The 24,505-nt window shown below is 60.9% G+C and carries 22 protein-coding genes; 13 read left to right on the top strand and 9 right to left on the bottom strand.

Translation table 11 applies throughout. The annotated features are described in order from the left end of the window. Nucleotides 1-267: 267 nt before the first annotated feature. Both AC1Q6I_RS14135 and AC1Q6I_RS14130 read left to right on the top strand, forming a co-directional pair. Nucleotides 268-1,926 carry a nitrite/sulfite reductase gene (locus AC1Q6I_RS14135; RefSeq protein ID WP_102625399.1) on the top strand — a complete coding sequence of 553 codons (1,659 nt, stop codon included), beginning with the start codon at nt 268-270 and terminating at the stop codon, nt 1,924-1,926. Next, the gene (locus AC1Q6I_RS14130; RefSeq protein ID WP_024075118.1) at nt 1,910-2,404 is read left to right on the top strand and encodes a DUF934 domain-containing protein; all 495 of its coding nucleotides are present in this window, start codon (nt 1,910-1,912) and stop codon (nt 2,402-2,404) included. Before AC1Q6I_RS14135 ends, AC1Q6I_RS14130 begins: the two co-directional genes overlap by 17 nt. 319 nt (nt 2,405-2,723) lie before the next feature. Here the strand turns inward: AC1Q6I_RS14130 and AC1Q6I_RS14125 are convergent, their stop codons facing one another. Continuing rightward, nucleotides 2,724-3,128: a MerR family transcriptional regulator gene (locus tag AC1Q6I_RS14125; protein ID WP_069075862.1), complete on the bottom strand. Its 405-nt coding sequence runs from the start codon at nt 3,126-3,128 to the stop codon at nt 2,724-2,726. A gap of 71 nt (nt 3,129-3,199) precedes the next feature. On the opposite strand from AC1Q6I_RS14125, the gene AC1Q6I_RS14120 reads away from it, so the two are divergent. Next, complete coding sequence (locus AC1Q6I_RS14120) at nt 3,200-4,432, top strand: NADH:flavin oxidoreductase/NADH oxidase family protein (RefSeq protein WP_024075116.1); 1,233 nt, start codon at nt 3,200-3,202, stop codon at nt 4,430-4,432. 77 nt (nt 4,433-4,509) lie between these two features. Further along, nucleotides 4,510-6,234: a ubiquinone-dependent pyruvate dehydrogenase gene (gene poxB, locus AC1Q6I_RS14115; protein ID WP_069075860.1), complete on the top strand. Its 1,725-nt coding sequence runs from the start codon at nt 4,510-4,512 to the stop codon at nt 6,232-6,234. Nucleotides 6,235-6,289: 55 nt separating this feature from the next. On the opposite strand, the gene AC1Q6I_RS14110 is transcribed toward poxB, so the two are convergent. Continuing rightward, complete coding sequence (locus tag AC1Q6I_RS14110) at nt 6,290-6,847, bottom strand: NADPH-dependent FMN reductase (protein ID WP_024075114.1); 558 nt, start codon at nt 6,845-6,847, stop codon at nt 6,290-6,292. A gap of 227 nt (nt 6,848-7,074) precedes the next feature. Between AC1Q6I_RS14110 and AC1Q6I_RS14105 the strand changes: the two genes are divergently transcribed. Further along, nucleotides 7,075-7,311, top strand: coding sequence for a hypothetical protein (locus AC1Q6I_RS14105; protein WP_027606489.1), 237 nt, complete (start codon nt 7,075-7,077; stop codon nt 7,309-7,311). A gap of 63 nt (nt 7,312-7,374) precedes the next feature. Here the strand turns inward: AC1Q6I_RS14105 and AC1Q6I_RS14100 are convergent, their stop codons facing one another. Beyond that, nucleotides 7,375-7,719 carry a hypothetical protein gene (locus AC1Q6I_RS14100; RefSeq protein WP_069077388.1) on the bottom strand — a complete coding sequence of 115 codons (345 nt, stop codon included), beginning with the start codon at nt 7,717-7,719 and terminating at the stop codon, nt 7,375-7,377. A 103-nt stretch (nt 7,720-7,822) separates the two neighbouring features. Continuing rightward, nucleotides 7,823-8,269: a type II secretion system major pseudopilin GspG gene (gene gspG / locus AC1Q6I_RS14095; RefSeq protein WP_069075859.1), complete on the bottom strand. Its 447-nt coding sequence runs from the start codon at nt 8,267-8,269 to the stop codon at nt 7,823-7,825. Between the two features lie 152 nt (nt 8,270-8,421). Here gspG and AC1Q6I_RS14090 point away from each other — a divergent pair, with 152 nt between their 5' ends. Then, nucleotides 8,422-9,330 carry a LysR substrate-binding domain-containing protein gene (locus AC1Q6I_RS14090; RefSeq protein ID WP_069075858.1) on the top strand — a complete coding sequence of 303 codons (909 nt, stop codon included), beginning with the start codon at nt 8,422-8,424 and terminating at the stop codon, nt 9,328-9,330. Between the two features lie 90 nt (nt 9,331-9,420). Here AC1Q6I_RS14090 and AC1Q6I_RS14085 read toward each other — a convergent pair whose 3' ends face one another. From AC1Q6I_RS14085 to AC1Q6I_RS14065, 5 genes are all read right to left on the bottom strand, one after another. Next, nucleotides 9,421-9,975: a GNAT family N-acetyltransferase gene (locus AC1Q6I_RS14085; RefSeq protein ID WP_041160917.1), complete on the bottom strand. Its 555-nt coding sequence runs from the start codon at nt 9,973-9,975 to the stop codon at nt 9,421-9,423. A 20-nt stretch (nt 9,976-9,995) separates the two neighbouring features. After that, complete coding sequence (locus AC1Q6I_RS14080) at nt 9,996-12,251, bottom strand: Orn/Lys/Arg family decarboxylase (protein WP_024075108.1); 2,256 nt, start codon at nt 12,249-12,251, stop codon at nt 9,996-9,998. Between the two features lie 92 nt (nt 12,252-12,343). Beyond that, on the bottom strand, nt 12,344-13,078 hold the full coding sequence (gene dnaQ / locus AC1Q6I_RS14075) for a DNA polymerase III subunit epsilon (protein WP_168233117.1): 735 nt from the start codon (nt 13,076-13,078) through the stop codon (nt 12,344-12,346). Between the two features lie 82 nt (nt 13,079-13,160). Then, the gene (rnhA, locus tag AC1Q6I_RS14070; RefSeq protein WP_069075857.1) at nt 13,161-13,613 is read right to left on the bottom strand and encodes a ribonuclease HI; all 453 of its coding nucleotides are present in this window, start codon (nt 13,611-13,613) and stop codon (nt 13,161-13,163) included. Nucleotides 13,614-13,699: 86 nt separating this feature from the next. Next, nucleotides 13,700-14,458, bottom strand: a complete 759-nt coding sequence (locus tag AC1Q6I_RS14065) for a class I SAM-dependent methyltransferase (RefSeq protein ID WP_024075105.1) — start codon at nt 14,456-14,458, stop codon at nt 13,700-13,702. A gap of 65 nt (nt 14,459-14,523) precedes the next feature. Between AC1Q6I_RS14065 and gloB the strand changes: the two genes are divergently transcribed. The 7 genes from gloB to AC1Q6I_RS14030 all read left to right on the top strand — a co-directional run bounded on the left by gloB (nt 14,524) and on the right by AC1Q6I_RS14030 (nt 24,367). Further along, nucleotides 14,524-15,291: a hydroxyacylglutathione hydrolase gene (gloB, locus tag AC1Q6I_RS14060; protein WP_024075104.1), complete on the top strand. Its 768-nt coding sequence runs from the start codon at nt 14,524-14,526 to the stop codon at nt 15,289-15,291. Nucleotides 15,292-15,389: 98 nt separating this feature from the next. Beyond that, nucleotides 15,390-16,802: a lytic transglycosylase domain-containing protein gene (locus tag AC1Q6I_RS14055; protein ID WP_102625200.1), complete on the top strand. Its 1,413-nt coding sequence runs from the start codon at nt 15,390-15,392 to the stop codon at nt 16,800-16,802. A gap of 211 nt (nt 16,803-17,013) precedes the next feature. Beyond that, nucleotides 17,014-18,843 (top strand): extracellular solute-binding protein, encoded by a 1,830-nt coding sequence (locus AC1Q6I_RS14050; protein WP_102625201.1) that lies wholly within the window; start codon nt 17,014-17,016, stop codon nt 18,841-18,843. Further along, nucleotides 18,840-20,672 (top strand): extracellular solute-binding protein, encoded by a 1,833-nt coding sequence (locus tag AC1Q6I_RS14045; protein WP_024075101.1) that lies wholly within the window; start codon nt 18,840-18,842, stop codon nt 20,670-20,672. Before AC1Q6I_RS14050 ends, AC1Q6I_RS14045 begins: the two co-directional genes overlap by 4 nt. Beyond that, nucleotides 20,673-21,749 (top strand): microcin C ABC transporter permease YejB, encoded by a 1,077-nt coding sequence (locus tag AC1Q6I_RS14040; protein WP_024075100.1) that lies wholly within the window; start codon nt 20,673-20,675, stop codon nt 21,747-21,749. 1 nt (nt 21,750) lies between these two features. Next, complete coding sequence (locus tag AC1Q6I_RS14035; protein ID WP_102625202.1) at nt 21,751-22,770, top strand: ABC transporter permease; 1,020 nt, start codon at nt 21,751-21,753, stop codon at nt 22,768-22,770. Nucleotide 22,771: 1 nt separating this feature from the next. Beyond that, the gene (locus AC1Q6I_RS14030) at nt 22,772-24,367 is read left to right on the top strand and encodes an ABC transporter ATP-binding protein (RefSeq protein ID WP_102625203.1); all 1,596 of its coding nucleotides are present in this window, start codon (nt 22,772-22,774) and stop codon (nt 24,365-24,367) included. Nucleotides 24,368-24,505: the final 138 nt, after the last annotated feature.

The following is a 24,505-nucleotide window of genomic DNA, read 5'->3' as shown; positions in this document are numbered from 1 at the left end:
TGTCAGGTTTACGGGCTTTTGTCGGATTGCTCATTGCATCGCCTCTTGTCAGTTTTATAGGTGATTGCACTCAAACACGATCACAGTAAAGTTCACGATTGCCCGCATGACAAATGTGGGTATCTCGATAACGGTTCTCATTAGTCAATTTGGTTATTTGCATATACTCAAACATCACTTTTGCGCATAAACGCAAACTGGTATCGTGCGCCGGCTCCGTTGGGAGTGCGCGGCCGTGCGCGCAGATTTGCCGAGAACAGGACCTATATGTACGTATACGACGAATACGATCAGCGCATCATCGAGGACCGCGTCAAGCAGTTCCGTGATCAGACCCGACGCTACCTAGCAGGTGAACTGAGCGAAGAAGAGTTCCGCCCTCTGCGCCTGCAAAATGGCCTTTATGTTCAGCGCTTTGCGCCGATGCTGCGGGTGGCCGTGCCCTATGGCCAACTGACTTCGCGCCAGACCCGCATGATGGTCAAGATTGCCCGCGACTACGACAAAGGCTATGCCCACATCAGTACCCGCCAGAACGTGCAGTTCAACTGGCCGGCGCTGGAAGATGTGCCGGATATCCTGGCTGAGCTGGCCACCGTGCAGATGCACGCCATTCAGACCAGCGGTAACTGCCTGCGCAACGTGACCACCGACCAATTCGCCGGGGTTGCCGCCGACGAGCTGATCGACCCACGCCCGTGGTGCGAAATCGTCCGTCAATGGACCACCTTCCACCCGGAATTCGCCTACCTGCCACGCAAGTTCAAGATCGCCATCAATGGCTCGACCTCGGACCGTGCAGCCATCGAAGTACACGATATCGGCCTGGAGCCGGTGTACAACGCGGCCGGCGAGCTGGGTTTCCGTGTACTGGTGGGTGGCGGCCTGGGCCGTACCCCGGTGGTGGGCGCGTTCATCAACGAGTTCCTGCCGTGGCAGGACCTGTTGAGCTACCTCGACGCTATCCTGCGGGTCTACAACCGCTACGGCCGTCGTGACAACAAATACAAGGCCCGGATCAAGATCCTGGTCAAGGCGCTGACCCCTGAGGTGTTCGCCCAGAAAGTCGATGCCGAGATGGAGCACCTGCGCGGTGGCCAGACCACCTTGACCGACGCCGAAGTGCACCGTGTGGCCAAGCACTTTGTCGACCCCGAGTACAAGGCCCTGAGCAATCAGGACGCCGAGCTCGCAGCGCTCGACCAGCAGCACCCAGGCTTTGCCCGCTGGCGCACCCGCAACACCCTGGCGCACAAAAAGCCGGGCTATGTGGCGGTGACCCTGTCGCTGAAACCGACCGGCGTTGCACCGGGCGATATCACCGACAAGCAGCTGGACGCCGTGGCCGACCTGGCCGAGCGCTACAGCTTCGGCCAACTGCGCACCTCCCACGAGCAGAACATCATTCTCGCGGACGTTGAGCAAAGCCAGTTGTTCACCCTGTGGGGCGAGCTGCGCGAAAGCGGTTTTGCCACGCCGAACATCGGCCTGTTGACCGACATCATCTGCTGCCCGGGCGGCGACTTCTGCTCCCTGGCCAACGCCAAGTCGATCCCGATTGCCGAATCGATCCAGCGCCGTTTCGACGACCTGGACTACCTGTTCGACATCGGCGAGCTGGACCTGAACATCTCCGGTTGCATGAACGCCTGTGGTCACCACCACGTCGGCCACATCGGCATCCTGGGCGTGGACAAGAAAGGCGAAGAATTCTACCAAGTGTCCCTGGGTGGCAGCGCCAGCCGCGATGCGAGCCTGGGCAAGATCCTCGGCCCGTCCTTCGCCCAGGAAGCCATGCCCGAGGTGATCGGCAAGCTGATCGACGTCTACATCGAACAGCGCACCGAAGATGAGCGTTTCATCGACACCTACCAGCGCATCGGCATTGACCTGTTCAAGGAGCGCGTCTATGCAGCGAATCATTAAGAACAACGAAGTCATCGATGAAACCTGGCACCTGCTGCCCAAGGACACGAGCTTCGACAGCATTTCCAATTGCGACGACCTGATCGTGCCTTTGGCCCTGTGGCGCGAACACGGCCACGCCCTCAAGGCCCGTGATGGCGGCCTGGGCGTGTGGCTGGACGCCGATGAAGAAGCCGAGGAAATCGGTGACGACGTGGAGCATTTCCAGGTCATCGCCCTGAACTTCCCGGCCTTTACCGATGGACGCAACTACTCCAACGCACGCTTGCTGCGTGACCGTTACGGTTACAAAGGCGAACTGCGGGCGATTGGCGACGTGTTGCGCGACCAGTTGTTCTACCTGCACCGCTGCGGGTTCGATGCCTTCGCCTTGCGCGCCGACAAAGACCCGTACGCGGCGCTGGAAAGCCTCAAGGACTTCTCGGTGACGTACCAGGCTGCAACGGATGAGCCGCTGCCGCTGTTCCGGCGGCGCTGAGCTTCAAATGTGGGATTGCCGTGAGCTGACGACTCTCTAACGGATGCCCCGCGCTGAATGTGGGAGGGGGCTTGCCCCACCACTCGGCACCTCACCCAGGCTCGGTGTGCCCGCACTCTTGTGGCTGTGGCTGTGGCGAGCGGGCTTGCCCCGCGTTGGGCTGCGAAGCAGCCCCAATAAGAGCGCTGCAGTGTGCCAGGCAGCTCCGGGGCTGTGTTTTGGGGCTGCTGCGCAGCCCAACGCGGGGCAAGCCCGCTCGCCACGGGGTAGTGGGATTTTCCACATTTGGGTCTGCCTGGCGGTGCAAATCGGAGTTTTTTCAGGCACCGATCTTGATCGACGCCAGCACCTGCTTCTGTCCCATGGAGCACGGCACGCCTTCCGGCTGCGCCCGTACCGCCTCGATTACGTCCAGCAACTGCGCCTTGCTATGAGCCAACTGCGCCTGCATCACCTCGATCTGCGCCACCTTGCGCTCCAGCGCCTCTATTAACTCCTCACGCTTGTGCTCCCCCGGCGCAGGCATCAATGCCTTGAGTTCCTGCAGGGTAAACCCGGCCTGTTGTGCACTCTGGATCAGTTGCAGCGTTTGCAAGGCATCGGGCGCATAGCGTCGATAACCATTGGCCTGGCGCCCCACTTGGCTGATCAGACCTTCGGACTCGTAAAAGCGGATACGCGACGCCGCCAACCCACTCCGCTTTGCCAGCTCACCAATATTCATCAAAACACCCGCTTGACATTAAAGTTAACTTTAAGCTTAGCCTGAGGCCTCCCCCACTCCGGAGTCAACTCATGTCACCCTTTGAGCCCTTGCAACTGCCCAATGGCCAGGTCCTCGCCAACCGCATCGCCAAGGCGGCGATGGAAGAGAATATGGCGGACGCCGATCAAGCACCTTCCCGTGAACTCAAGCAGCTGTACACAACCTGGGCGGACGGTGAGCCCGGCCTGCTGCTGACCGGCAATGTGATGATCGACCGCCGCGCCATGACCGGCCCCGGCGGCGTTGCCCTCGAAGACGAACAACACCTGGACAGCTTTCGTGAATGGGCCGACGTGGCCCGCGACAAGGGCGTGCACTTTTGGGTACAGCTCAGTCATCCGGGTCGCCAGACCATGGCCAACCTCGGCCAGCAAGCCCTGGCGCCCTCCGCGATTGCACTGGACCTGGGCAGCTTTTCGAAGATGTTTGCCAAGCCCAAGGCGATGACTGAGGACGACATTCAGGACGTGATCAAACGCTTCGCCACCAGCGCACGCCTGGCCGAGAAAGCCGGGTTCACCGGGGTGCAGATCCACGGCGCGCACGGCTACCTGCTCAGTCAGTTTCTGTCGCCGTTGAGCAACCAGCGCACTGACCGCTGGGGTGGCTCGCTGGAGAACCGCGCGCGCCTGCTGCTGGAGGTGATCCACGCGGTTCGTGCCAGCGTCAGCCCGTCCTTTTGCGTCGGGCTAAAGCTCAACTCGGCGGATTTCCAGCGCGGCGGATTCGCAGAGGCCGATGCTCGCGCAGTGGTGGAAATGCTCAACCCCCTGCCCATCGACCTGCTGGAGTTGTCCGGAGGCAGCTACGAAGCGCCAGCCATGCAAGGCGAAGCGCGGGACGGTCGCACCCTGGCCCGTGAAGCCTACTTCCTGGAGTTTGCCAAAGAGCTGGCGACCATCGCCAAGATGCCGCTGATGGTCACCGGCGGCATTCGCCGCCTGCCCATCGTGCAACAGGTGCTGGACAGCGGTATCGCCATGGCCGGCATTGCTACCGCCCTGACCCTGGAACCGCAACTGATCAAACACTGGCACGAGGGGCGCGACCTCAACCCGCAACTCAAACCCGTCAGTTGGCAGCGCAAACCCTTGGCCGCCCTCGCCACCCTGGCCGTGGTGCGTGACCAGATGCGCCGCCTGAGCCGTGGCCGCCTGCCCGATGCCAAGGTCGCCCCCTGGCTGGCGCTGCTGCGCGACCAGTGGTTTATCGCGCGGCGCACCCGGCAATACCGCGCAGCCATGACGCAATCTTCACATTAAAGACGGAGCATTCGCCGTGATCGAACTGTCCTCTACTGATCAGCAGCTTTTACCCTCACTGACGATTGGAGTTCTTCATGGCGAAAATCAACCTGGCCCAGCAACTGGCGACCACCCTTGAGCAGGCGGGCATCAAGCGCATCTGGGGCCTGACCGGCGACAGCCTCAACGGCCTCACCGATGCGTTGCGCACCATGGACAGCATCGAGTGGATGCACGTTCGCCACGAGGAAGTCGCCGCATTCGCCGCCGGTGCCGAAGCGGCGGCCACCGGTGAATTGACGGTGTGCGCTGGCAGTTGCGGGCCGGGCAACCTGCATTTGATCAATGGCCTGTTCGACTGTCATCGCAACCATGTACCGGTGCTGGCGATCGCGGCCCAGATCCCGTCTTCCGAGATTGGCCTGAACTACTTCCAGGAAACCCACCCCCAGGAGCTGTTCAAGGAATGCAGCCACTTTATCGAGCTGGTGACCAACCCTGAGCAAATGCCGCACGTGCTGCACCGTGCCATGCGCTCGGCGATCCTCAATCGCGGCGTGGCCGTGGTGGTGATTCCGGGGGATGTGTCATTGCTGGAAGTCGAGAACACGCTCAAGCCCTGGCCGGCCCTGCATGCACCCCGCACCTTGCCAGCGGAACAAGACCTGCAGCGCCTCGGCGAAATCCTCGCCAGCAGCCAGAAAGTCACCCTGCTGTGCGGCAGCGGTTGTGCCGGCGCCCATGCCCAAGTGGTGGCGCTCGCCGACGCTCTGGGCGCACCGGTCGTACACGCCCTGCGCGGCAAGGAACATGTGGAATGGGACAACCCATTCGACGTGGGCATGACCGGCCTGATCGGTTTCAGCTCCGGCTACCACGCCATGCTCGACTGCGACACGCTGATCATGCTCGGCACTGACTTTCCGTACCGCCAGTTCTACCCCACTGACGCGAAAATCATCCAGATCGACCGCAACCCGCAGGCGCTGGGGCGTCGCGCCACCCTGGACCTGGGCATCGCGGCGGATGTGAGCGAGACCATCGGCGCGCTCCTGCCGCGCCTGGCCCGCAAGACCGATCGCAGCTTCCTCGAGACCTCCTTGAAGCACTACGAGAAAGCTCGCCAGGGCCTGGATGACCTGGCGCAACCGTCCAAGGCCGGCCGGCCGATTCACCCGCAATACGTCGCGCGCTTGCTCAGCGAGCTGGCCGACGACGATGCGATCTTCACCGCCGATGTCGGTTCTCCGACCGTGTGGGCGGCGCGCTACCTGAAAATGAACGGCAAGCGCCGCCTGATCGGCTCGTTCAACCACGGCTCGATGGCCAACGCCATGCCCCAGGCCATCGGCGCCCAGGCCGCCTTCCGCGGCCGGCAAGTGATCTCGATGTCGGGCGACGGGGGTTTTGCCATGCTGATGGGCGATTTCATTTCATTGGCGCAACTGAAGTTGCCAGTGAAAGTCATCGTGTTCGATAACTCGTCGCTGGGTTTTGTCGCCATGGAAATGAAAGCGGCCGGCTATCTGGATGCCGGTACCGAGCTGAAAAACCCGGACTTCGCGGCCATGTCCAATGCCATGGGCATCCTGGGGATTCGTGTGGAGCAATCCGAAGACCTGGAACCGGCCCTGCGCCGCGCCCTGGCCCATGATGGCCCGGTGCTGGTGGACGTGGTCACCGCCACGCAAGAGCTGGTGATGCCACCGAGCATCAAGCTGGAACAGGCCAAGGGCTTCAGCCTGTACATGCTCAAGGCGGTCATGAGTGGACGGGGGGATGAGGTGATCGAGTTGGCGCGGACCAACTGGTTGCGCTGATCCAGTACTGTGAGAGGGGGCAAGCCCCCTCCCACATTGGATAATCAGTGCCGATTCAAGCGCTCTGTTTTTCTACCCATTTGCCGTAGGCATCGATAAACGCCTGCAGGAACGGCTTGGTCTTTTCCGATACCGCGCCAGCGTCATCGAACACATTGCCAGCCCCACCCAGATAGGCTTCCGGCTGCTGCATGCACGGCACATCGAGAAACACCAGGGACTGGCGCAGATGGTGGTTGGCGCCAAACCCGCCAATTGCCCCTGGCGAGACGCTGATGATCGCCCCCGGCTTGCCGCTCCAGGCACTTTGCCCGTAAGGGCGCGAACCCACGTCAATCGCATTCTTCAACGGGGCGGGCACGGAACGGTTGTATTCCGGGGTTACGAACAGCACCGCGTCGGATGAACGTACCTGTTGACGGAAAGTACTGTAGGCTGCGGGCGGTGATGCTCCGTCGATGTCCTCGTTGTAGAGCGGCAAATCGCCAATTTCGACAATTTTCAATGTGAGGTTGGCTGGGGCCAGTTCGGCCAAGGCCAAGGCGACCTTGCGGTTGATCGACTCTTTTCTCAAGCTGCCAACCAGGACGGCAATCGTGTAGACCTTGCTCATTGAGGTTTTCCCGACGTCTGACTAAAGGAGCTTGTAGTTATAGAGTCTTCGCGGCGGGTTCACCAGAGGGTTTTGATAATCCCCAGGCGTTTGCCTCGTAGCTCCTTACGTAGGACGCATCTGAAAACATCAGCGAATAGTATTTTTTTTCAATAGGTAAACTACCCCGCTCTACGACGGTCTACAGAACCGAAAATCGAGTGTTTATCTCCAGAGGTTCTAAACAGATGGCAGCAGTATTAGTCGGACAGTTTCATGCCAGAGACGCAGAAGGACGTGTGTATTCGGTGCATGAGTTCCAGGAATCCAACCCGGCGCAAGGCGACCTGGCTGGCTCGGCACCCACCACCACCTACAAGCTGGCCATTGGCGACCGTGTAGAGAAACTGGAAGGCGATGAATTCAAACTGATCCAGTCGGGGACCATTATCGTCCGCGAATCGCAAACCACCCTCGCCTCATAAGATTGATCACCCGAGCGTACCTGCTCAGTCCTGGCCATTGACGGCATTGACTGGGCCGGGCGATCACGGACGGCGAATCTCCGTGACTTCAATCCCCTGATCCCCCTCGATCTGCTTGAGCGTCACCATCAGTTGCCCTTTCTCGCCCTCAACGGCATACATCAAGCGCTGGTAGCCCGGCGAGCCGTACGCGGGATACGCCACCACCTGCCGCACCAGCGTGACGCCCAATATCGCCCCGACTTGTTCGCTCACCTGTTCCTGTGAACGGATAAAGGCAACCCGTGCAAGGCTTTCGGGCGTGGCGTCATCGTGATTACTGAAAAGATAAGCGGCCACGCACCCCACGGTCACCATGACCAGCAGTTGCCTGGCCGTTACCCCGAGGAATTTCGTGGGCATCGGCATTTGAGACCAGACCTGTTTTTGTTGTAAGTACCGGGTAACCGGCATTGGTCGTTAGTGATCAGACGAGCCATTCTAATCAGGTCGATGGGTAATGCCAGATGAATCAGTTGGCTCCGTAGGTAATATCCTTGTTATCCCCGACACCGCCCAATGTCCGGTCCTTGCCGAATGAGAACAGATCGAACGAGACCTGGGGCTGGCTCGGCGGAAAGTGGTACTGATAGGCAACCCCCCAGGGATCGTTCAGCAGATCCTCGTCGATGTAAGGGCCCTTCCACTTCACCTCGCCTGCAGGCTGCTGGACAAGCACCTCCAGGCCTTCCTTATCCGTCGGGTAGCGCCCCGTGTCGTTATGAAACTGTTCGACAGCCTTGCCCAACTCGGCGACCTGGGCCTTGGCCGTGGCAATTTCCATCAGGGTCACCTCCCCAAACAGCCGCGGCCCCAACGCCAGGGCCAGCAAGCCGATGATGACCAGTACTACCAGCACCGCCCACCGCGTAAAGCCGCGATGGGTGCGCAAATTGCCGACTGCGATTGCTACAGGCATGGTGAGCCCCCCTTGTCTCTCGGTTGATACGCTCGTTATATGACCTGCTTGTTGCAGTTGCGCAAGGCCAACGTTAGTCGACGCGAATCAACGTTCACGCTGTTTTTTGACAGGCCATTGAATCCCTGCACGGCTGACCCTAGACTCCGGCCATGCGTTTACGTCATATCGAAGTGATTCAGGCTATCTTGCAGACCGGACACCTCGGCACGGCCGCCGAATGGTTGCAACTCCCCGTGGGCGATGTGGACGCCACGCTCAAGGATGCCGAGCAGCAAATGGGTTTCATGCTGTTTGCCAGTGTACGCGGGCGCCTGCAGGCAACCCGGGAAACCCTGGAACTGCAGGCCGAAATCGCCCACCTCTATGAAGCGCTGGAGCCCATACAACGCCTGGCCAGCCGCCTGAAGCACCATCACGCCCCCACACTGCGCGCCCTGTGCACTCCGCCGCTGGCCAACCAACTGTTGCCGCAAAGCATCGCGGTGCTGCGCCGCCGCTTCCAGGACACGCCGTGCAACCTGTCGAGCCAGCCGACCCGGGAAATCGTCAGAAGCCTGTTGCTGCACGAAGCCGATGTGGGCCTGAGCCTGCATGACCCGGAACACCCACAAATCCAAAGCACCGTATTGGCCCAGGGCAAGCTGCAACTGCTCGCACCCCATGGCTGGCTGAAACCCAAGCAGAAGTACATTGCGCTACAGGACCTGGCCGGGCAGTCGATGATCGGGCTGGAAGGCCAGGACCCGCTGAGCCGCCTGCTGGACGCCAAGCTGCAAGCCTTGCGCCCGCTGCCGGTGGTGCAGACGCGGGTACAGACCTACCAGATGATGCGCAGCATGGTGGAGGCCGGTGAAGGCCTGGCGATTGTCGATCCGTTCACCGCATTCGGTGCGCGGGAGGCCGGGCTCGATACCTGCCCGGTGTCGCCGCCGATCCTAGTCAACCTGTACGCACTGACACTCAGGGATGGCGCAACCTCACCGGCGTTGAATGCATTGCTGGAGATTGTCACGCAGAAAGCCGAAGGCCTTCTCTCTGGCGAGGCAAAACCCCTGTAGGCGCGAGCTTGCGCGCGAAGACCTGCAACGCTGGCGCAGGCAGTCAGGCTTAACGCGACGCCGGTGTGTTTTTCGCGAGCACGTTCGCGCCTACTGCTTGAACAACCGGTACCAGAAAATCGCCACCTCCCGGGTTTGTGGGTCGATGCCGCGATAACGCAGGTGGTCGATTCCGCCCATCACGTACCCACAGCGCTCGTACAGCCGGCAGGCACCGAGGTTGTTGTTCTGGGTTTCGAGCATCATGCCCGGCAGGTTTTTCTTGCGGCTCCAGAACTGCGCCACGTCCAGCAGGGCCTTGGCCACCCCATGACGGCGGGCGGGCAAGGCCACCGCCAACTCGTCGACATGGGCAAAGCCATTCCAATTGGTACTGACCACGATATGCCCCACCGCACGGTCATCCAGGAAGGCCATGAAGATCGCGCTGTCCGGCGCATCGCGAAAGCTGGCGAACTCTTCCGGGTCGATGCCATAGCACTTGCGGTACGGCAAGATACGCTCCACGGCCCATTGATCGACCCGCTTGCCCATCTCGGGCACACCATAGGCGCTGACCTCAAAACTGAAATCATTGCCCCATACGTAGGCATCGAAGCCTTCGTCGGCGACCCGCACACTGAGCCCTGGATACTTCGGGTTCATTACAGCTTGCATAAACATCCTTAACCCTTGATGCAATCGACGGTGTAACAACGGCCGTTGCCGTCATCTTCGTGTTGCAATCCATGAACATCCGCGACAAACCCAGGGAAACTGCTATCAAATGTCCGGGCAAACGCCAGGTAGTCGATGATCGATCGCGTCGATTCGGTAAAACGCTCGCCCGGCATAATCAATGGAATACCCGGCGGATAAGGCACCAGCATCACGGCTGCGATGCGCCCTGGCAAGGCATCAATGGAAACCGCCTCCACTTCCCCCTTCACCAATTGGTCGTAGGCGTCGGCCGGTTTCATCGCGATTTCCGGCAACACCGTGTACATCCTCTTGAGGTGCCTGGCAGTGGCATTGCTACGGTAACAGGCGTGCAATTGATCGCACAGGTCGCGCAAACCCAGGCCTTGATAACGGGCGGGGCCTTGGGCAAACACCGAGGGCAGGCAACTGGCCAGGCTGATGTTGGCGTCGTAGCTGCGCTTGAACTCCAACAATTCGGTGAGCAAGGTACTCCATTTGCCTTTGGTGATGCCCATGGAAAACAGGACCAGGAACGAATACAAACCGGTCTTCTCCACCACCAGCCCACGCTCCCAGAGAAACTTGCTGACCACGGCTGCCGGGATCCCGCAGTCGCTCAACGCGCCACCGGCGTTGAGGCCGGGCATGACCAACGTCACTTTGATCGGGTCCAGCAATACGTAATCTTCAGCCACGTCACCAAAGCCGTGCCAATCATCCTCAGGCTGCAACAGCCAATCCGCCGTGGCGACGCGATCGATACCCGCTACCGAGGGCGGCTGCCAGATGGAAAACCACCAGTCCTCGGCAGCAATATGCTGGCGCAGGTTGGCCAGGGCACGGCGAAAGCTCAGGGCCTCGTCAAACATTTCCTGCAACAGCGAGCGCCCTGCTGGCCCCTCCATCATCGCCGACGCCACGTCCAGCGAGGCGATGATGCTGTACTGCGGCGAAGTGGAGATATGCATCATGAACGCTTCATTGAAACGGTCGCGGTCCAACTGTCGTGCGCCGCCGTCCTGCACATGAATCATCGAGGCCTGGCTGAACGCCGCCAGCAATTTGTGCGTGGAGTGAGTGGTAAACACCAGCGGGCTGTCGGGGGTTCGCGAAGTGCCCATGCCGTAGCGCCCGGCGAAAAACTCGTGAAACGCCGCGTAGGCGTACCAGGCTTCGTCAAAGTGCAGCACCTCGACACTCCCGCCCAATTGCTGCTTGATCAGCTCGGCGTTGTAGCACAGGCCGTCGTAGGTGGAGTTGGTGACCACAGCCAGCTTCACTTTCGCTGGGCGGCCACGGGTCAGCGGGCTGGCGTCGATCTTGGCGCGGATCGACGCGGGGCTGAATTCGCTGAGGGGGATCGGGCCGATGATGCCCAGTTCGTTGCGCTCCGGGCACAGGTATAGGGGGATGGCACCGGTCATGATGATCGAATGCAACACCGACTTGTGGCAGTTACGATCCACCAGCACCAGGTCATCGCGACCGACCATCGAATGCCAGACGATCTTGTTGGCGGTCGACGTGCCGTTAATCACGAAGAACGTGTGATCGGCGCCAAAGTTGCGCGCGGCGCGGGCTTCGGCTTCGGCCAAGGGCCCGGTGTGATCCAGCAGCGAACCCAGCTCCGGCACCGAGACAGAAAGGTCCGAACGCAGGGTGTTTTCCCCAAAGAACTGATGGAACGCCTGCCCTACCGGGCTCTTGCGATAGGCCACGCCGCCGCCATGGCCTGGCGTGTGCCAGGAGTAATTGGAGTCGGCGGTGTGCTGCACCAGGGCTTTGAAGAACGGCGGCAACAGGCCATCAAGGTAAGTACGCGCCGCGCGCGCGACCTGACGGGCGAGAAACGGCACGGTGTCTTCAAACAGGTAAAGGATGCCGCGCAGTTGATTGAGCTCACTCATCGCATCGGCCGGTGCATTTTCCAGGGTGACTTGCTCGCCCAGGGCAAAGATCGGCAGGTTGGGCGCCCTCACCCGCGCCAGGCGGATCAGCTCGACCATGTTTTGCAGCAAGTGGGTATTTTCCCCGGCGCCTTCGGCAGCAATCAGCATGCATGCCAGGCCGTGATGGGTAGACGCCACCAGCCGGCCTTCGGCGTAGTCCACCGCGGAAAAGATACTGAACCCCTCTTGCTCCAACTCTCTGGCGATGCCTCGAACCCGGTCACCGGCAACGGTGTCGGCCTTGATGTCGCGGTGCACGATAAGGACGGGAAACTTCAGGTCTTTATACATGAGGGCTTGTAGTCCTGAGGGCTATGCACTCAAGGGTAGAAGCTCGGGGACGATCTTGCGAACGTCCTGTGCGGGAGCGAGCAAGCCCGCGCCTACATCAGCTGGGTCCACAACGCCGGCGCACCCGCCGACTTTGCAATCGCTTCCAGCCGCGCCGCGTGCTCGGCCAGGTCCTGCTCGCTGGCGCGGATGATTGGGGTTGGCTTGCGATCGGCCGGCAGACGGCGGATTTCCGAAGGGCGGTTGCCCGAGCCTTCCGCCGAACCGGCACCATCGGAGGCGTTGCCAGCCAGGGACAGGCTGGTCTGCCCGCCGGTCATGGTCAGGTAAACGTCGGCGAGAATCTCGGAGTCGAGCAACGCGCCGTGCAGTTCACGGCCGGAGTTGTCGACGCCATAGCGTTTGCACAAGGCATCGAGGCTGTTGCGCTGCCCAGGATGACGCTCACGGGCCATCATCAAGGTGTCGAGGATCGTGCAATGCCGGGAAATATCCGCACGGTCCGTCTGCCCCATCAGGGCAAATTCGTTATTGATGAAGCCGATGTCGAACGCCGCGTTATGGATGATCAGCTGTGCGCCGTTGATGAACTCGAAGAATTCATCGGCCACTTCGGCGAAACGCGGCTTGCCCTTGAGGAATTCATCGGTGATGCCGTGGACGCCAATCGCGCCTTCGTCACTTTCCCGGTCCGGTTGCAGGTACACATGGAAGTGGCGACCGGTGAGGCGACGACCCATGAGTTCGACACAGCCGATTTCAATGATCCGGTGGCCGTCGGTCACCGGCATGCCGGTGGTTTCGGTATCGAGTACAACAGATCGGATGGCCATCAGGGTTCAGCTCTCAACGGTGTGGTATGCAGTGTGGTGTGAGTCAACGTGGGCGATGTTAACACGTCAGCCAGCCTCAACTCTGCTTGTAGCCGCGCACTTCATCGACACCACGGTTGGCCAGTTGGTCGGCGCGTTCGTTGCCATGATGGCCGATGTGCCCACGCACCCATTTCCAGGTAATGTTATGGCGATTGCATTGCTCATCCAGCAATTGCCAGAGGTCGGCATTTTTCACCGGCTCCTTGGCGGCGGTCTTCCAGCCACGCTTCTTCCAGTTGACCATCCATTCGTTGATGCCCTTCATCACGTATTGCGAGTCGGTCACCAGCAGCACGTCGCAACGACGCTTGAGTTCTTCCAGCCCACGGATGGCGCCCATCAGCTCCATGCGGTTATTGGTGGTGTTGGCTTCGCCGCCCCACAGTTCCTTCTCCACGCCCTTGCACACCAGCAAGGCGCCCCAGCCACCGGGACCGGGGTTGCCCTTGCAGGCGCCATCGGTGAAGAGTTCTACGCTATCGGTCATCGGTTGCATCCATCAAGACGGGCTGCCGGCCATCGGCCGACAGTATCCCGAGGCCGAGTGACCCGGCCTGAAATCAAAAAAGAGTTTTACGGTTCGCTTTGCTTGCGATTGACCTTGGCCATCGGCATCGGCACCAGCTTGCCCATGGGCTGGCGTAGCACCTGGCGTACCGGGCGCAGCCCCACCACGATCTTGCGCGCCACCAATAAATAGAAGCCGCCACCCGACAATTGCCAGGCACCCGCCCGACGTTCCCAGCCGGCCAGGCGGCCCTGCCACTTGGTCGACGCCAGCGGCGGACGATAGCACCCGAAGCGGCGTTTCTCCAGCGCGAAGCCCAGCAGGTTCAGCCAGTCACCCACCCGTGACGGCGAGATACAGCGTGCCTGGCGCAGCCCGTCATGGGCGAATACATGCCGCAGGCCCCAGCTGCTCCAGGGGTTGATCCCGATAATCAGCAAATGGCCGCCTGGACGCACGGCGCTGGCGGCTTCACGCAGCAGGCCGTGGGGCGACAGGCAGAAATCCAGGCCATGCTGCAACACCACCACATCGGCGGCGTGCTCGCTCAACGGCCAGGCCTGTTCCTCGCAGACAATCTCCACCCCCGGCAACGGCGCGCCCAGGCGTACATTGCGTTGCACCTGCGGCGCGGCAGGCGGCGTCTGGGCCGAGGGACCGTAATGCACCAGGTAACCACCAAAGAACCGCCCCAGCTCGTCCTCGAGCATGCGCCGTTCCTCGTCCAGCAAAAATTGCCCGATCGGACCCGACAGCCACTCCCGGGCTGCGCTGATCAGGGCCAGCCATTCAGGATCGGCCTGGGCGAACGCTTTATCAGTCATTGCATTCTCCAACTCGCCTAGACGTTCTAAGATGCACCAATGTGTTCAGCTTGGCGAATCAAAGAATGATACAGATCAGTGCCCTACCCGCCTTCACCGACAACTACATCTGGCTGTTGCAGGACCCCCATACCCACCGTTGCGCCGTGGTCGACCCCGGCGATGCCGCTCCCGTACTGGCCTGGCTCAAGCAGAACCCCGAGTGGCACCTCAGCGATATCCTGGTCACCCACCATCACCATGATCATGTCGGCGGCGTGGAGCAGATCAAACGTGTGACCGGCGCCAAGGTCTATGGCCCGGCCAACGAGCAGATCCCGGCGCGGGACGTCGACCTGCACGATAACGACCGCATCAGCGTACTGGGCTGGGATTTCGACGTGTATGCCGTGCCTGGCCATACCCTGGGGCACATCGCGTTTTATCACCCGGGCGTGCTGCTGTGTGGCGATACCCTGTTCGCCGCCGGCTGCGGTCGCCTGTTCGAAGGCACACCCGAGCAGATGCACGCCTCGCTTGAGCGCCTGGCGGCCCTGCCCGCCGACACGTTGGTGTACTGCACCCACGAATACACCCAAAGCAACCTCAAGTTTGCCCAGGCCGTGGAACCGCACAACCGCGATATCGCCGAACGAGTGGAAAGCGTCAACCAACTGCGCGCCCGTGGCGAGATCACACTGCCTTCCAACCTGGCCCTGGAAAAGCGTACCAACCCCTTCCTGCGCACCTCTGAAACATCCGTTAAACAAAAAGCGGACGAACGGAATGGTCGCGACAACCGCTCTGGGGCCGAGGTATTTGCTAGCTTGAGGGCATGGAAAGATAAGTTCTAAGCCAACGCAATCTGATACGTAATTTCTGAATGGTTGACCGGAACCAAAGCGCTTTCTAGAATCGCCCGACATTTTTGCCCGGAACTTACTTCCAGCCAATGTCGTCATCTACTCGTAAATCCAACCATTCAGACGCATTGACCCGCCTGGCTCAAGCCGTGGCGGTGGCTGTCTCCGCAACTCTGGCGGGCTGCCAATCGACAAATTTCGCTGCACAATCCACCGTGCAACCCAAACCGAATCTTGCTGCCAAGATCAAGCAAAAACCTATCTGGCTTTCAGAGAAGCCCAGCCCCGAAGCCCCCCAGGATGTCTGGGAGCGCATGCGCCGGGGCTTTCAATTGCAGGACGGCCTGGGCGTCAACCCGCGCATCGAACAGCAACGCCTGTGGTTCGCGAGCAACCCTTCCTTCCTGGAGAACGCCGGCGAACGCGGCAGTCTCTACATTCACTACATCGTCGAACGCCTTGAAGAACGCAACATGCCCCTGGAACTGGCGTTGCTGCCAGTGATTGAAAGTGCCTACAACCCAATGGCCTATTCGCGCAGCGATGCGGTTGGCTTGTGGCAGTTCATTCCCTCCACCGGGCGCTACTTCAACCTGCGCCAGACCCGCGCCTACGACGGCCGCCGCGACATCACCGCCTCCACCACCGCCGCCCTGGACTACCTGACGCGCCTGCATGACATGTTCAACGGCGACTGGCTGCTGGCCCTGGCGGCGTATAACGCCGGCGAAGGCACGGTAAGCCGGGCCATCGAGCGCAACGAAAAGCTCGGTTTGCCGACGGACTACTGGAACCTGCCCCTGCCCCAGGAAACCAAGGACTACGTGCCCAAGTTCCTGGCGCTGTCCCAGGTGGTGCTGGCCCCGGAGGCCTACGGCGTCAACCTGAACCCGATCGCCAACACGCCGTATTTCGAAGTGGTTGAGGTCAAGCAAAGCATGGATCTGTCCCGGGTCGCGGCACTGGCCGAGATCGACGAAGACGAACTGTTCCAGCTCAACCCGGCGCTCAAGCAACGCACCACCCTGGATGGCCCGCAGCATCTGCTGGTACCCAGTTCGAAGGCACAATTGCTCACCAGCACGCTTTCGACGATGAAGCCGGAAGAATTGCTGGCGATGCGTCCTAAGAAGCAGGTGTTCGACGAAGTCGAGAGCACACGGGTGGCCGGCCGTACCCGCACCTACAAGGTACGCACGGGCGACAACCTGACGCTGATCGCCAAGGCCAACAAGGTCGACGTACACGACCTGCAACGCTGGAACAAGCTCAATGGCCAGGCCCTCAAGGTCGGCCAGACCCTGGTGATGCAGGACACGCGCAAGCTGGTCGCCAAGGTCGACAGCAAGAAGCCCGTGCAATACAAGGTCAAGAAAGGCGACTCGCTGTACATCGTCGCCAAGCGCTTCAACGTCGAGATGCAACATCTCAAGCGCTGGAACCCACGCACTGGCCAGGCGCTGAAGCCGGGGCAGATGCTGGTGGTTTCCGGGCCGCGCTGATACCTCAAGAACACTGTAGAACCAATGTGGGAGGGGGCTTGCCCCCGATAGCAGTGTGTCAGCCACCCGATTCATTGGCTGATCCACCGATATCGGAGGCAAGCCCCCTCCCACATTGGTTCTCCAGTGTTTCCAACCGGCTTTTTCCAACCGGAACAAGCTGTTACTGTACCGAGCTTAAAGCCCAAGCCGCCTGGAACGGATCTCTGACTTGAAGCGACCCCTCCTTCTACTAATAAGTCTGGCCTTGAGCTTTGCTGCGAATGCGACGATTACCGAGAGTCACGGTTACACGCAGTTCGGCACGCTCAAGTACCCAGCCAAATTCACCCACTTCGATTGGGTAAACCCCGCAGCGCCGAAAGGCGGGACGTTGCGGGTCATGGCTTTTGGTACGTTCGATACCCTCAACCCCTACACCTTCAAGGGCTCAAGCCCGGTCTCCACGCCCAACTTCCTGCAATACGGCGTCAATGAGCTGAACGAGCCATTGATGGTCGGCACTGGCCAATACGCGCCATCCGGCGATGAGCCCACCTCCAGCTACGGCCTGATTGCCCAATCGCTGGAGTACAGCGAGGACCGCAGTTGGGTGGTGTTCAACCTGCGCCCCCAGGCACGCTTCCACGATGGCAAGCCAATCACTGCCTATGACGTGGCGTTTTCCTATCGCACCCTGCTGACCGAAGGCCACCCGCAGTACCGCACCAACCTGCAGGAAGTGGCGCGGGTCGACATCCTCAATCGTCACCGCATTCGCTTCGTGTTCAAGCGCGCCGGCAACCCATTGCTGATCCTGCGCCTGGGCGAGTTACCGGTGCTGCCCCAGCACTACTGGAAAAATCGGGATTTCAAGGCCACCACCTTCGAGCCACCGCTGGGCAGCGGGCCGTACCGCATCAGCAAGGTCACCCCCGGGCGGCAACTGGTGTTCGAGCGGGTCAAGGACTACTGGGGCAAGGACCTGCCGGTCAACCAGGGCTTCTATAACTTCGACAAGGTCGAAGTCGAGTTCTACCGCGACAGTGACGTGGCCTTCGAAGCGTTCAAGGCCGGCGAGTTCGATATCTATATCGAACACCAGGCCAAGAACTGGGCGAATGGCTACAACTTCCCGGCCGTCAACCGCGGCGACGTGATCAAGGCGCAGATCGCCCACCAGATCCCGACCCAAAGCCAGGGCCTGTTCATGAACACCCGGCGCCCGACCTTTAGCCAGACCAAGGTGCGCGAAGCCCTGGGGCTGATGTTCGACTTCGAATGGACCAACCGAACGTTGTTCAGCAGTGCCTACAAACGCACCTTGAGTTACTACCCCAACAGCGAATTCTCGGCCACCGGCGTTCCGGTCGGGCATGAATGGCTGATGCTCTCGCCCTACCGCGACCAGTTGCCAGCCAACCTGTTGACCCAACCGTTCAGCCTGCCCCAGACCGATGGTCGCGGGATCCCGCGCGAGACCCTGCGCCGTGCCCTGGCCCTGCTCGGCGAAGCCGGCTGGAAGCTGTCCGGCCAACGGTTGCTCAATAAGGATGGCCAACCGCTGCGCTTTGAAATCCTGCTGGTCAACCCGAACCTGGAGCGCATCCTGCAGCCCTATGTCGAGAACCTGATCAGTGTCGGCATCGATGCACGCCTGCGCACGGTTGACCGAGCGCAATACAAGCAACGCCTCGATCAGTTCGACTTCGACATGATCCTGATCACCCTCAACCAGACCCTCAGCCCCGGCCTCGAACAGTGGCAGTACTTCCACTCCAGCCAGGCGACGATCAAGGGCAGCAAGAACTACGCAGGCATCGCCAACCCGGTGGTCGACCATCTGCTGGAACAACTGCTGGCCGCGCAGACCCGCGAAGAACAACTGGCCGCCGGCCGGGCCCTGGACCGGGTCCTGCTCTGGCAGCACTACAGCATTCCCAACTGGTACCTCAACTATCATCGCTTGGCGTACCGCAACCGGTTCGCCTTTGTCACCACGCCGCCCTATACCCTGGGCCTGAGCGCGTGGTGGCTGAAAGCTTCGGAGAAAGCCCAATGATGTCTTTGCGTACTGCACTGCTCGGCAGCCTGTTGCTGTGCACTGCGGCCAATGCCGCCCCGCAACATGCGCTGACCCTCTACAACGAACCACCCAAATACCCCGCCGACTTCAAGCACTTCGACTACGTCAACCCGGATGCGCCCAAGGGCGGTACTTTCCGCGAGTCCGCGATGGGCGGTTTCGACAGCCTCAACCCCTACATCAGCAAGGGCGTGCCAGCGGACAACCTGCCGCTGATCTACGACACCCTGGCCATGCAAAGCCTGGATGAGCCCATCACCGAATACGGCCTGGTGGCCGGCAAGATCGAGAAGGCCCCGGACAACAGCTGGGTACGCTTCTACCTGCGCCCGGAAGCACGCTTCCACGATGGCCATCCGATCCGCGCCGAAGACGTGGTGTTCACCTTCCAGGCCCTGATAAAAGACGGCTCGCCGCTCTACCGCACCTACTACGCCGATGTCGACGAAGTGGTCGCCGAAGACCCACTGCGCGTGCTGTTCAAGTTCAAGCGCACCAACAACCGCGAATTGCCGCTGATCCTCGGCCAATTGCCGGTATTGCCCAAACATTGGTGGGCGACCCGCGACTTCACCAAGGGCAACCTGGAAATTCCGCTGGGCAGCGGGCCGTACAAGGTGGCAGAGGTCAAGGCCGGGCGCATGATTCGCTATGAGCGGGTCAAGGACTACTGGGCCAAGGACCTGCCGGTCACCAAAGGCTTCTACAACTTCGATAACCGCATCACCGACTATTACCGCGACAGCACGGTATCCCTGGAAGCGTTGAAGGCCGGGCAGTTCGACTACTGGCTGGAGTTCAGCGCGAAGAACTGGGCCAACGCCTACAACATTCCCGCAGTGGCCGAGGGTCGGTTGATCAAGGAAGAAATCCCCAACGGCAACCCCACCGGCATGCAGGGCTTCGTGTTCAACACGCGCAAGCCCATGTTCCAGGACGTGCGCGTACGCAAGGCCATCAGCCTGTTGCTGGACTTCGAGTGGAGCAACAAACAGCTGTTCAATGGGGCTTACACCCGTACCCGCAGCTACTTCGAAAACTCGGAAATGGCGGCCACCGGCTTGCCCGGCCCGGACGAACTGGCGATCCTCGAACCGCTGCGCGGCAAGATCCCAGCCGAAGTCTTCACCCAGGCGTTCGAACCGCCCAAAACCGACGGCAGCGGCATGATCCGCGCCCAACAGCGCGAGGCTTACCAGCTGTTGCAGGAGGCCGGCTGGCGTATCGTCGACGACAAGATGGTCGACACCACGGGCAAACCGGTGACCATCGAGTTCCTGCTGGCCCAGACTGAATTCGAGCGTATCCTGCTGCCGTTCAAGCGCAACCTGGCAGACCTGGGCATCGACCTGGTGATCCGCCGGGTCGACGTCTCCCAGTTCGTCAACCGTATCCGCTCGCGGGATTTCGACATGCTGGTGGGCAGCTTTCCGCAGTCCACTTCACCTGGCAACGAACAGCGCGAATTCTGGAAATCCTCCAGCGCCGACAAGCCCGGCAGCCGCAACTACATGGGGCTCAAGGACCCGGCTGTCGACCAACTGGTGGAAGAGTTGATCGACGCCGACTCGCGCAAAAGCCTGATCGCCCACGCCAAGGCGTTGGATCGCGTGCTCCAGTTCGGCTACTACGTGATCCCCAATTGGCACATCAAGACCTTCCGCGTGGCGTACTGGGACCATCTTGGCCACCCGAAAGTCTCGCCGCGCTATGACGTCGGCACCTCGACCTGGTGGGCCAAACCCGACAAAAAACCTGCGATCCCCCTGAATACGAGCGCCGATCCGGCGAGCGGAGGCGATTAAATGCTGGCCTATATTGTTCGCCGCCTGTTGCTGATTATCCCCACGCTGTTCGGGATCCTGCTGATCAACTTCATCATTATCCAGGCCGCCCCAGGCGGCCCGGTGGAGCAGATGATCGCCAAGCTCGAAGGCTTTGAAGGCGCCACCAGCCGCATTGCCGGCGGCGGTGCGGAGGTGTCGGTTGCCGGCTCCAGCAGCTACCGCGGCGCCCAGGGCCTGGACCCGGCGCTGATCAAGGAAATCGAAAAGATGTACGGCTTCGACAAGTCGGCGCCGGAACGCTTGTGGATCATGGTCAAGAACTACGCCCGGCTGGACTTTGGCGACAGTTTCTTCCGTGACGCCAAGGTCATCGACCTGATCAAGGAAAAAATGCCGGTGTCCATCTCCCTCGGGTTGTGGAGCACGCTGATCATGTACCTGGTGTCGATCCCCCTGGGGATCGCCAAGGCCACGCGCCATGGCAGCCACTTCGACGTGTGGACCAGCTCGGCCATTATCGTCGGCTACGCGATCCCGGCGTTCCTGTTTGCGATCCTGCTGATCGTGGTGTTTGCCGGCGGCAGTTACTTCGACTGGTTCCCCCTGCGCGGGCTGACCTCCAACAACTTTGACGAACTGAGCTGGGGCGGCAAGATCCTCGATTATTTCTGGCACCTGGCATTGCCGATTACCGCCCTGGTGATCGGCAACTTCGCCACCATGACCCTGCTGACCAAGAACAGTTTCCTCGACGAAATCAACAAACAGTACGTGGTCACCGCCAAGGCCAAGGGGCTGACCAACCACCGTGTGCTCTATGGCCACGTGTTCCGTAACGCCATGCTGCTGGTGATCGCCGGCTTCCCGTCGGCGTTTATCGGGATTTTCTTCACCGGCTCCTTGCTGGTGGAAGTGATCTTCTCCCTCGACGGCCTGGGCCTGATGAGTTTTGAAGCGGCGATCAATCGCGATTACCCGGTGGTCTTCGGCACGCTGTTTATCTTCACCCTGCTCGGGCTGGTGGTGAAACTGATCGGCGACCTCACCTACACCCTGGTCGATCCGCGCATCGACTTCGCCAGCCGGGAGCATTGAGATGAACCTATCCCCCCTCAATCGCCGCCGGTTCGAGCGGTTCAAGGCCAATAAACGTGGCTGGTGGTCGCTGTGGCTGTTCCTGATCCTGTTCGTATTGAGCCTGGGCGCCGAGTTGATCGCCAACGACAAACCGCTGGCGGTCCATTACGACGGCGACTGGTACTTCCCGGCACTCAAGCGCTACCCGGAAACCACCTTCGGCGGTGAATTCCCCCTGGAGGCCAACTACAAGAGCCCGTATATCCAGGAACTGCTCAAGACCAAGGACGCCTGGACACTGTGGGCGCCAATCCCCTTCAGTTACCAGAGCATCAACTACGACCTGAAAGTCCCCGCCCCCGCGCGCCCCTCGTCGATGAACCTGTTGGGCACCGATGACCAGGGCCGCGACGTGCTGGCGCGGGTGATCTACGGCTTCCGCGTGTCGGTGCTGTTCGCCCTGACCCTCACCGTGCTCAGCTCGATCATCGGCGTGATCGCCGGAGCCCTGCAGGGCTTCTATGGCGGCTGGGTCGACCTCGCCGGGCAACGCTTCCTGGAGATATGGTCCGGCTTGCCGGTGCTGTACCTGCTGATCATCCTCGCCAGCTTCGTGCAGCCGAACTTCTGGTGGCTGTTGGGGATCATGCTGCTGTTCTCCTGGATGAGCCTGGTGGACGTGGTACGCGCCGAGTTCCTGCGTGGGCGCAACCTCGAATACGTACGCGCGGCCCGAGCGCTGGGCATGCAGAATGGCGCGATCATGTTCCGCCATATCCTGCCCAATGCCATGGTCTCGACCATGACCTTCATGCCGTTCATCCTCACCGGCGCCATCGGCACCCTCACCGCCCTGGACTTCCTCGGGTTCGGCCTGCCGGCCGGTTCGCCGTCCCTGGGGGAACTGGTGGCCCAGGGCAAGTCCAACCTGCAGGCACCGTGGCTGGGCATGAGCGCGTTTGCCGTGCTGGCAATCATGCTGAGTTTGCTGGTGTTTATCGGCGAGTCCGCTCGCGATGCCTTCGACCCGAGGAAATGAGATGAATCAGGACAATCTGATCGAAATCCGCGACCTCTCCGTCGAGTTCGTCACGGGCGAGCATCACCACCGCGTGGTCAACAACGTCAGCTTCGATATCAAGCGCGGCGAGACCCTGGCGCTGGTCGGCGAAAGCGGCTCCGGCAAATCGGTGACCGCCCACTCGATCCTGCGCCTGCTGCCCTACCCGCTGGCACGGCATCCGTCCGGCACCATCAAGTATTCCGACCAGGACCTGCTGACCCTCAAGGAAAAAACCATCCGGCATATTCGCGGTAACCGTATCGCGATGATCTTCCAGGAGCCGATGACCTCGCTCAACCCCCTGCATTGCATCGAGAAACAGATCAACGAAGTGCTCGGCCTGCACAAGGGGCTGACCGGCAAGGTCGCCACCCGACGCACCCTGGAACTGCTCGAACTGGTGGGCATCCCCGAGCCGCACAAGCGCCTCAAGGCCCTGCCCCATGAACTCTCCGGCGGCCAGCGCCAACGGGTGATGATCGCCATGGCCCTGGCCAATGAACCGGAGTTGTTGATTGCGGACGAGCCGACCACGGCCCTCGACGTCACGGTGCAGTTGAAGATCCTTGAACTGCTCAAGGAGTTGCAGGCACGGCTGGGCATGGCCTTGCTGCTGATCAGCCACGACTTGAACCTGGTGCGGCGCATCGCCCATCGCGTGTGTGTGATGCAGCAGGGTTGTATTGTCGAGCAGGCCGATTGCGAGACGCTGTTCCAATCGCCCCAGCACCCCTACACCCAGGAACTGCTCGCCGCCGAACCCAGCGGCGGACCGGCCGGCACGGCGATCGGGCCGCCCTTGCTGGAGGTCGACGACCTCAAGGTGTGGTTCCCGATCAAGAAAGGCTTTTTGCGCAACACCGTCGATTACGTCAAGGCGGTGGACGGCATCAACTTCAGCCTGCCCCAGGGCCAGACCCTGGGCATCGTCGGCGAAAGCGGCTCAGGCAAATCCACCCTGGGCCTGGCGATTCTGCGCTTGATCGCCAGCAAAGGCGGGATTCGCTTCGAAGGCCAGCAACTGGACAGGCTCAGCCAACAGCAAGTGCGCCCATTGCGCCGGGAAATGCAGGTGGTGTTCCAGGACCCATTCGGCAGCCTGAGCCCGCGCATGTGCGTCAGCGAGATCGTCGGCGAAGGCTTGCGCATCCACAAGATGGGCACGCCTGCGGAGCAGGAGGCGGCGATTATCGCGGCGCTCAAGGAAGTCGGGTTGGACCCGGACTCTCGGCATCGGTATCCCCATGAGTTCTCGGGGGGCCAGCGTCAACGCATCGCCATCGCCCGCGCGTTGGTGCTCAAGCCACGCCTGATTTTGCTGGATGAGCCGACGTCGGCACTGGACCGAACGGTGCAGCGGCAGGTGGTGGAGTTGTTGCGTAGTTTGCAGGCCAAGTACAACCTGACGTATCTGTTTATCAGCCATGACTTGGCGGTGGTGAAAGCGCTGAGCCATCAGTTGATGGTGGTCAAGCATGGGCAGGTGGTGGAACAGGGGGAGGCGTCGGCGATTTTTGCTGAGCCGCAGCATGCTTATACGCGGCAGCTTTTGGAGGCGGCGTTTTTGGTTTGACCGGGGGGGATTGCGGTTGCTGTGGTAATGGTTACTGGCGGGTTGGTGTACATATCCGTTGCTGCGGTAACGGCGGCTGGCGGTTCCGCCCTTACGGCGGGTCACTTTTGGAAAAGAGCCCCAAAAGTAACCAAAAGG

Source organism: Pseudomonas sp. MPR-R2A5, assembly GCF_058793055.1.
The sequence above is the reverse complement of the archived record's forward strand: the minus strand, read 5'-3'. Positions and strand labels throughout refer to the sequence as shown.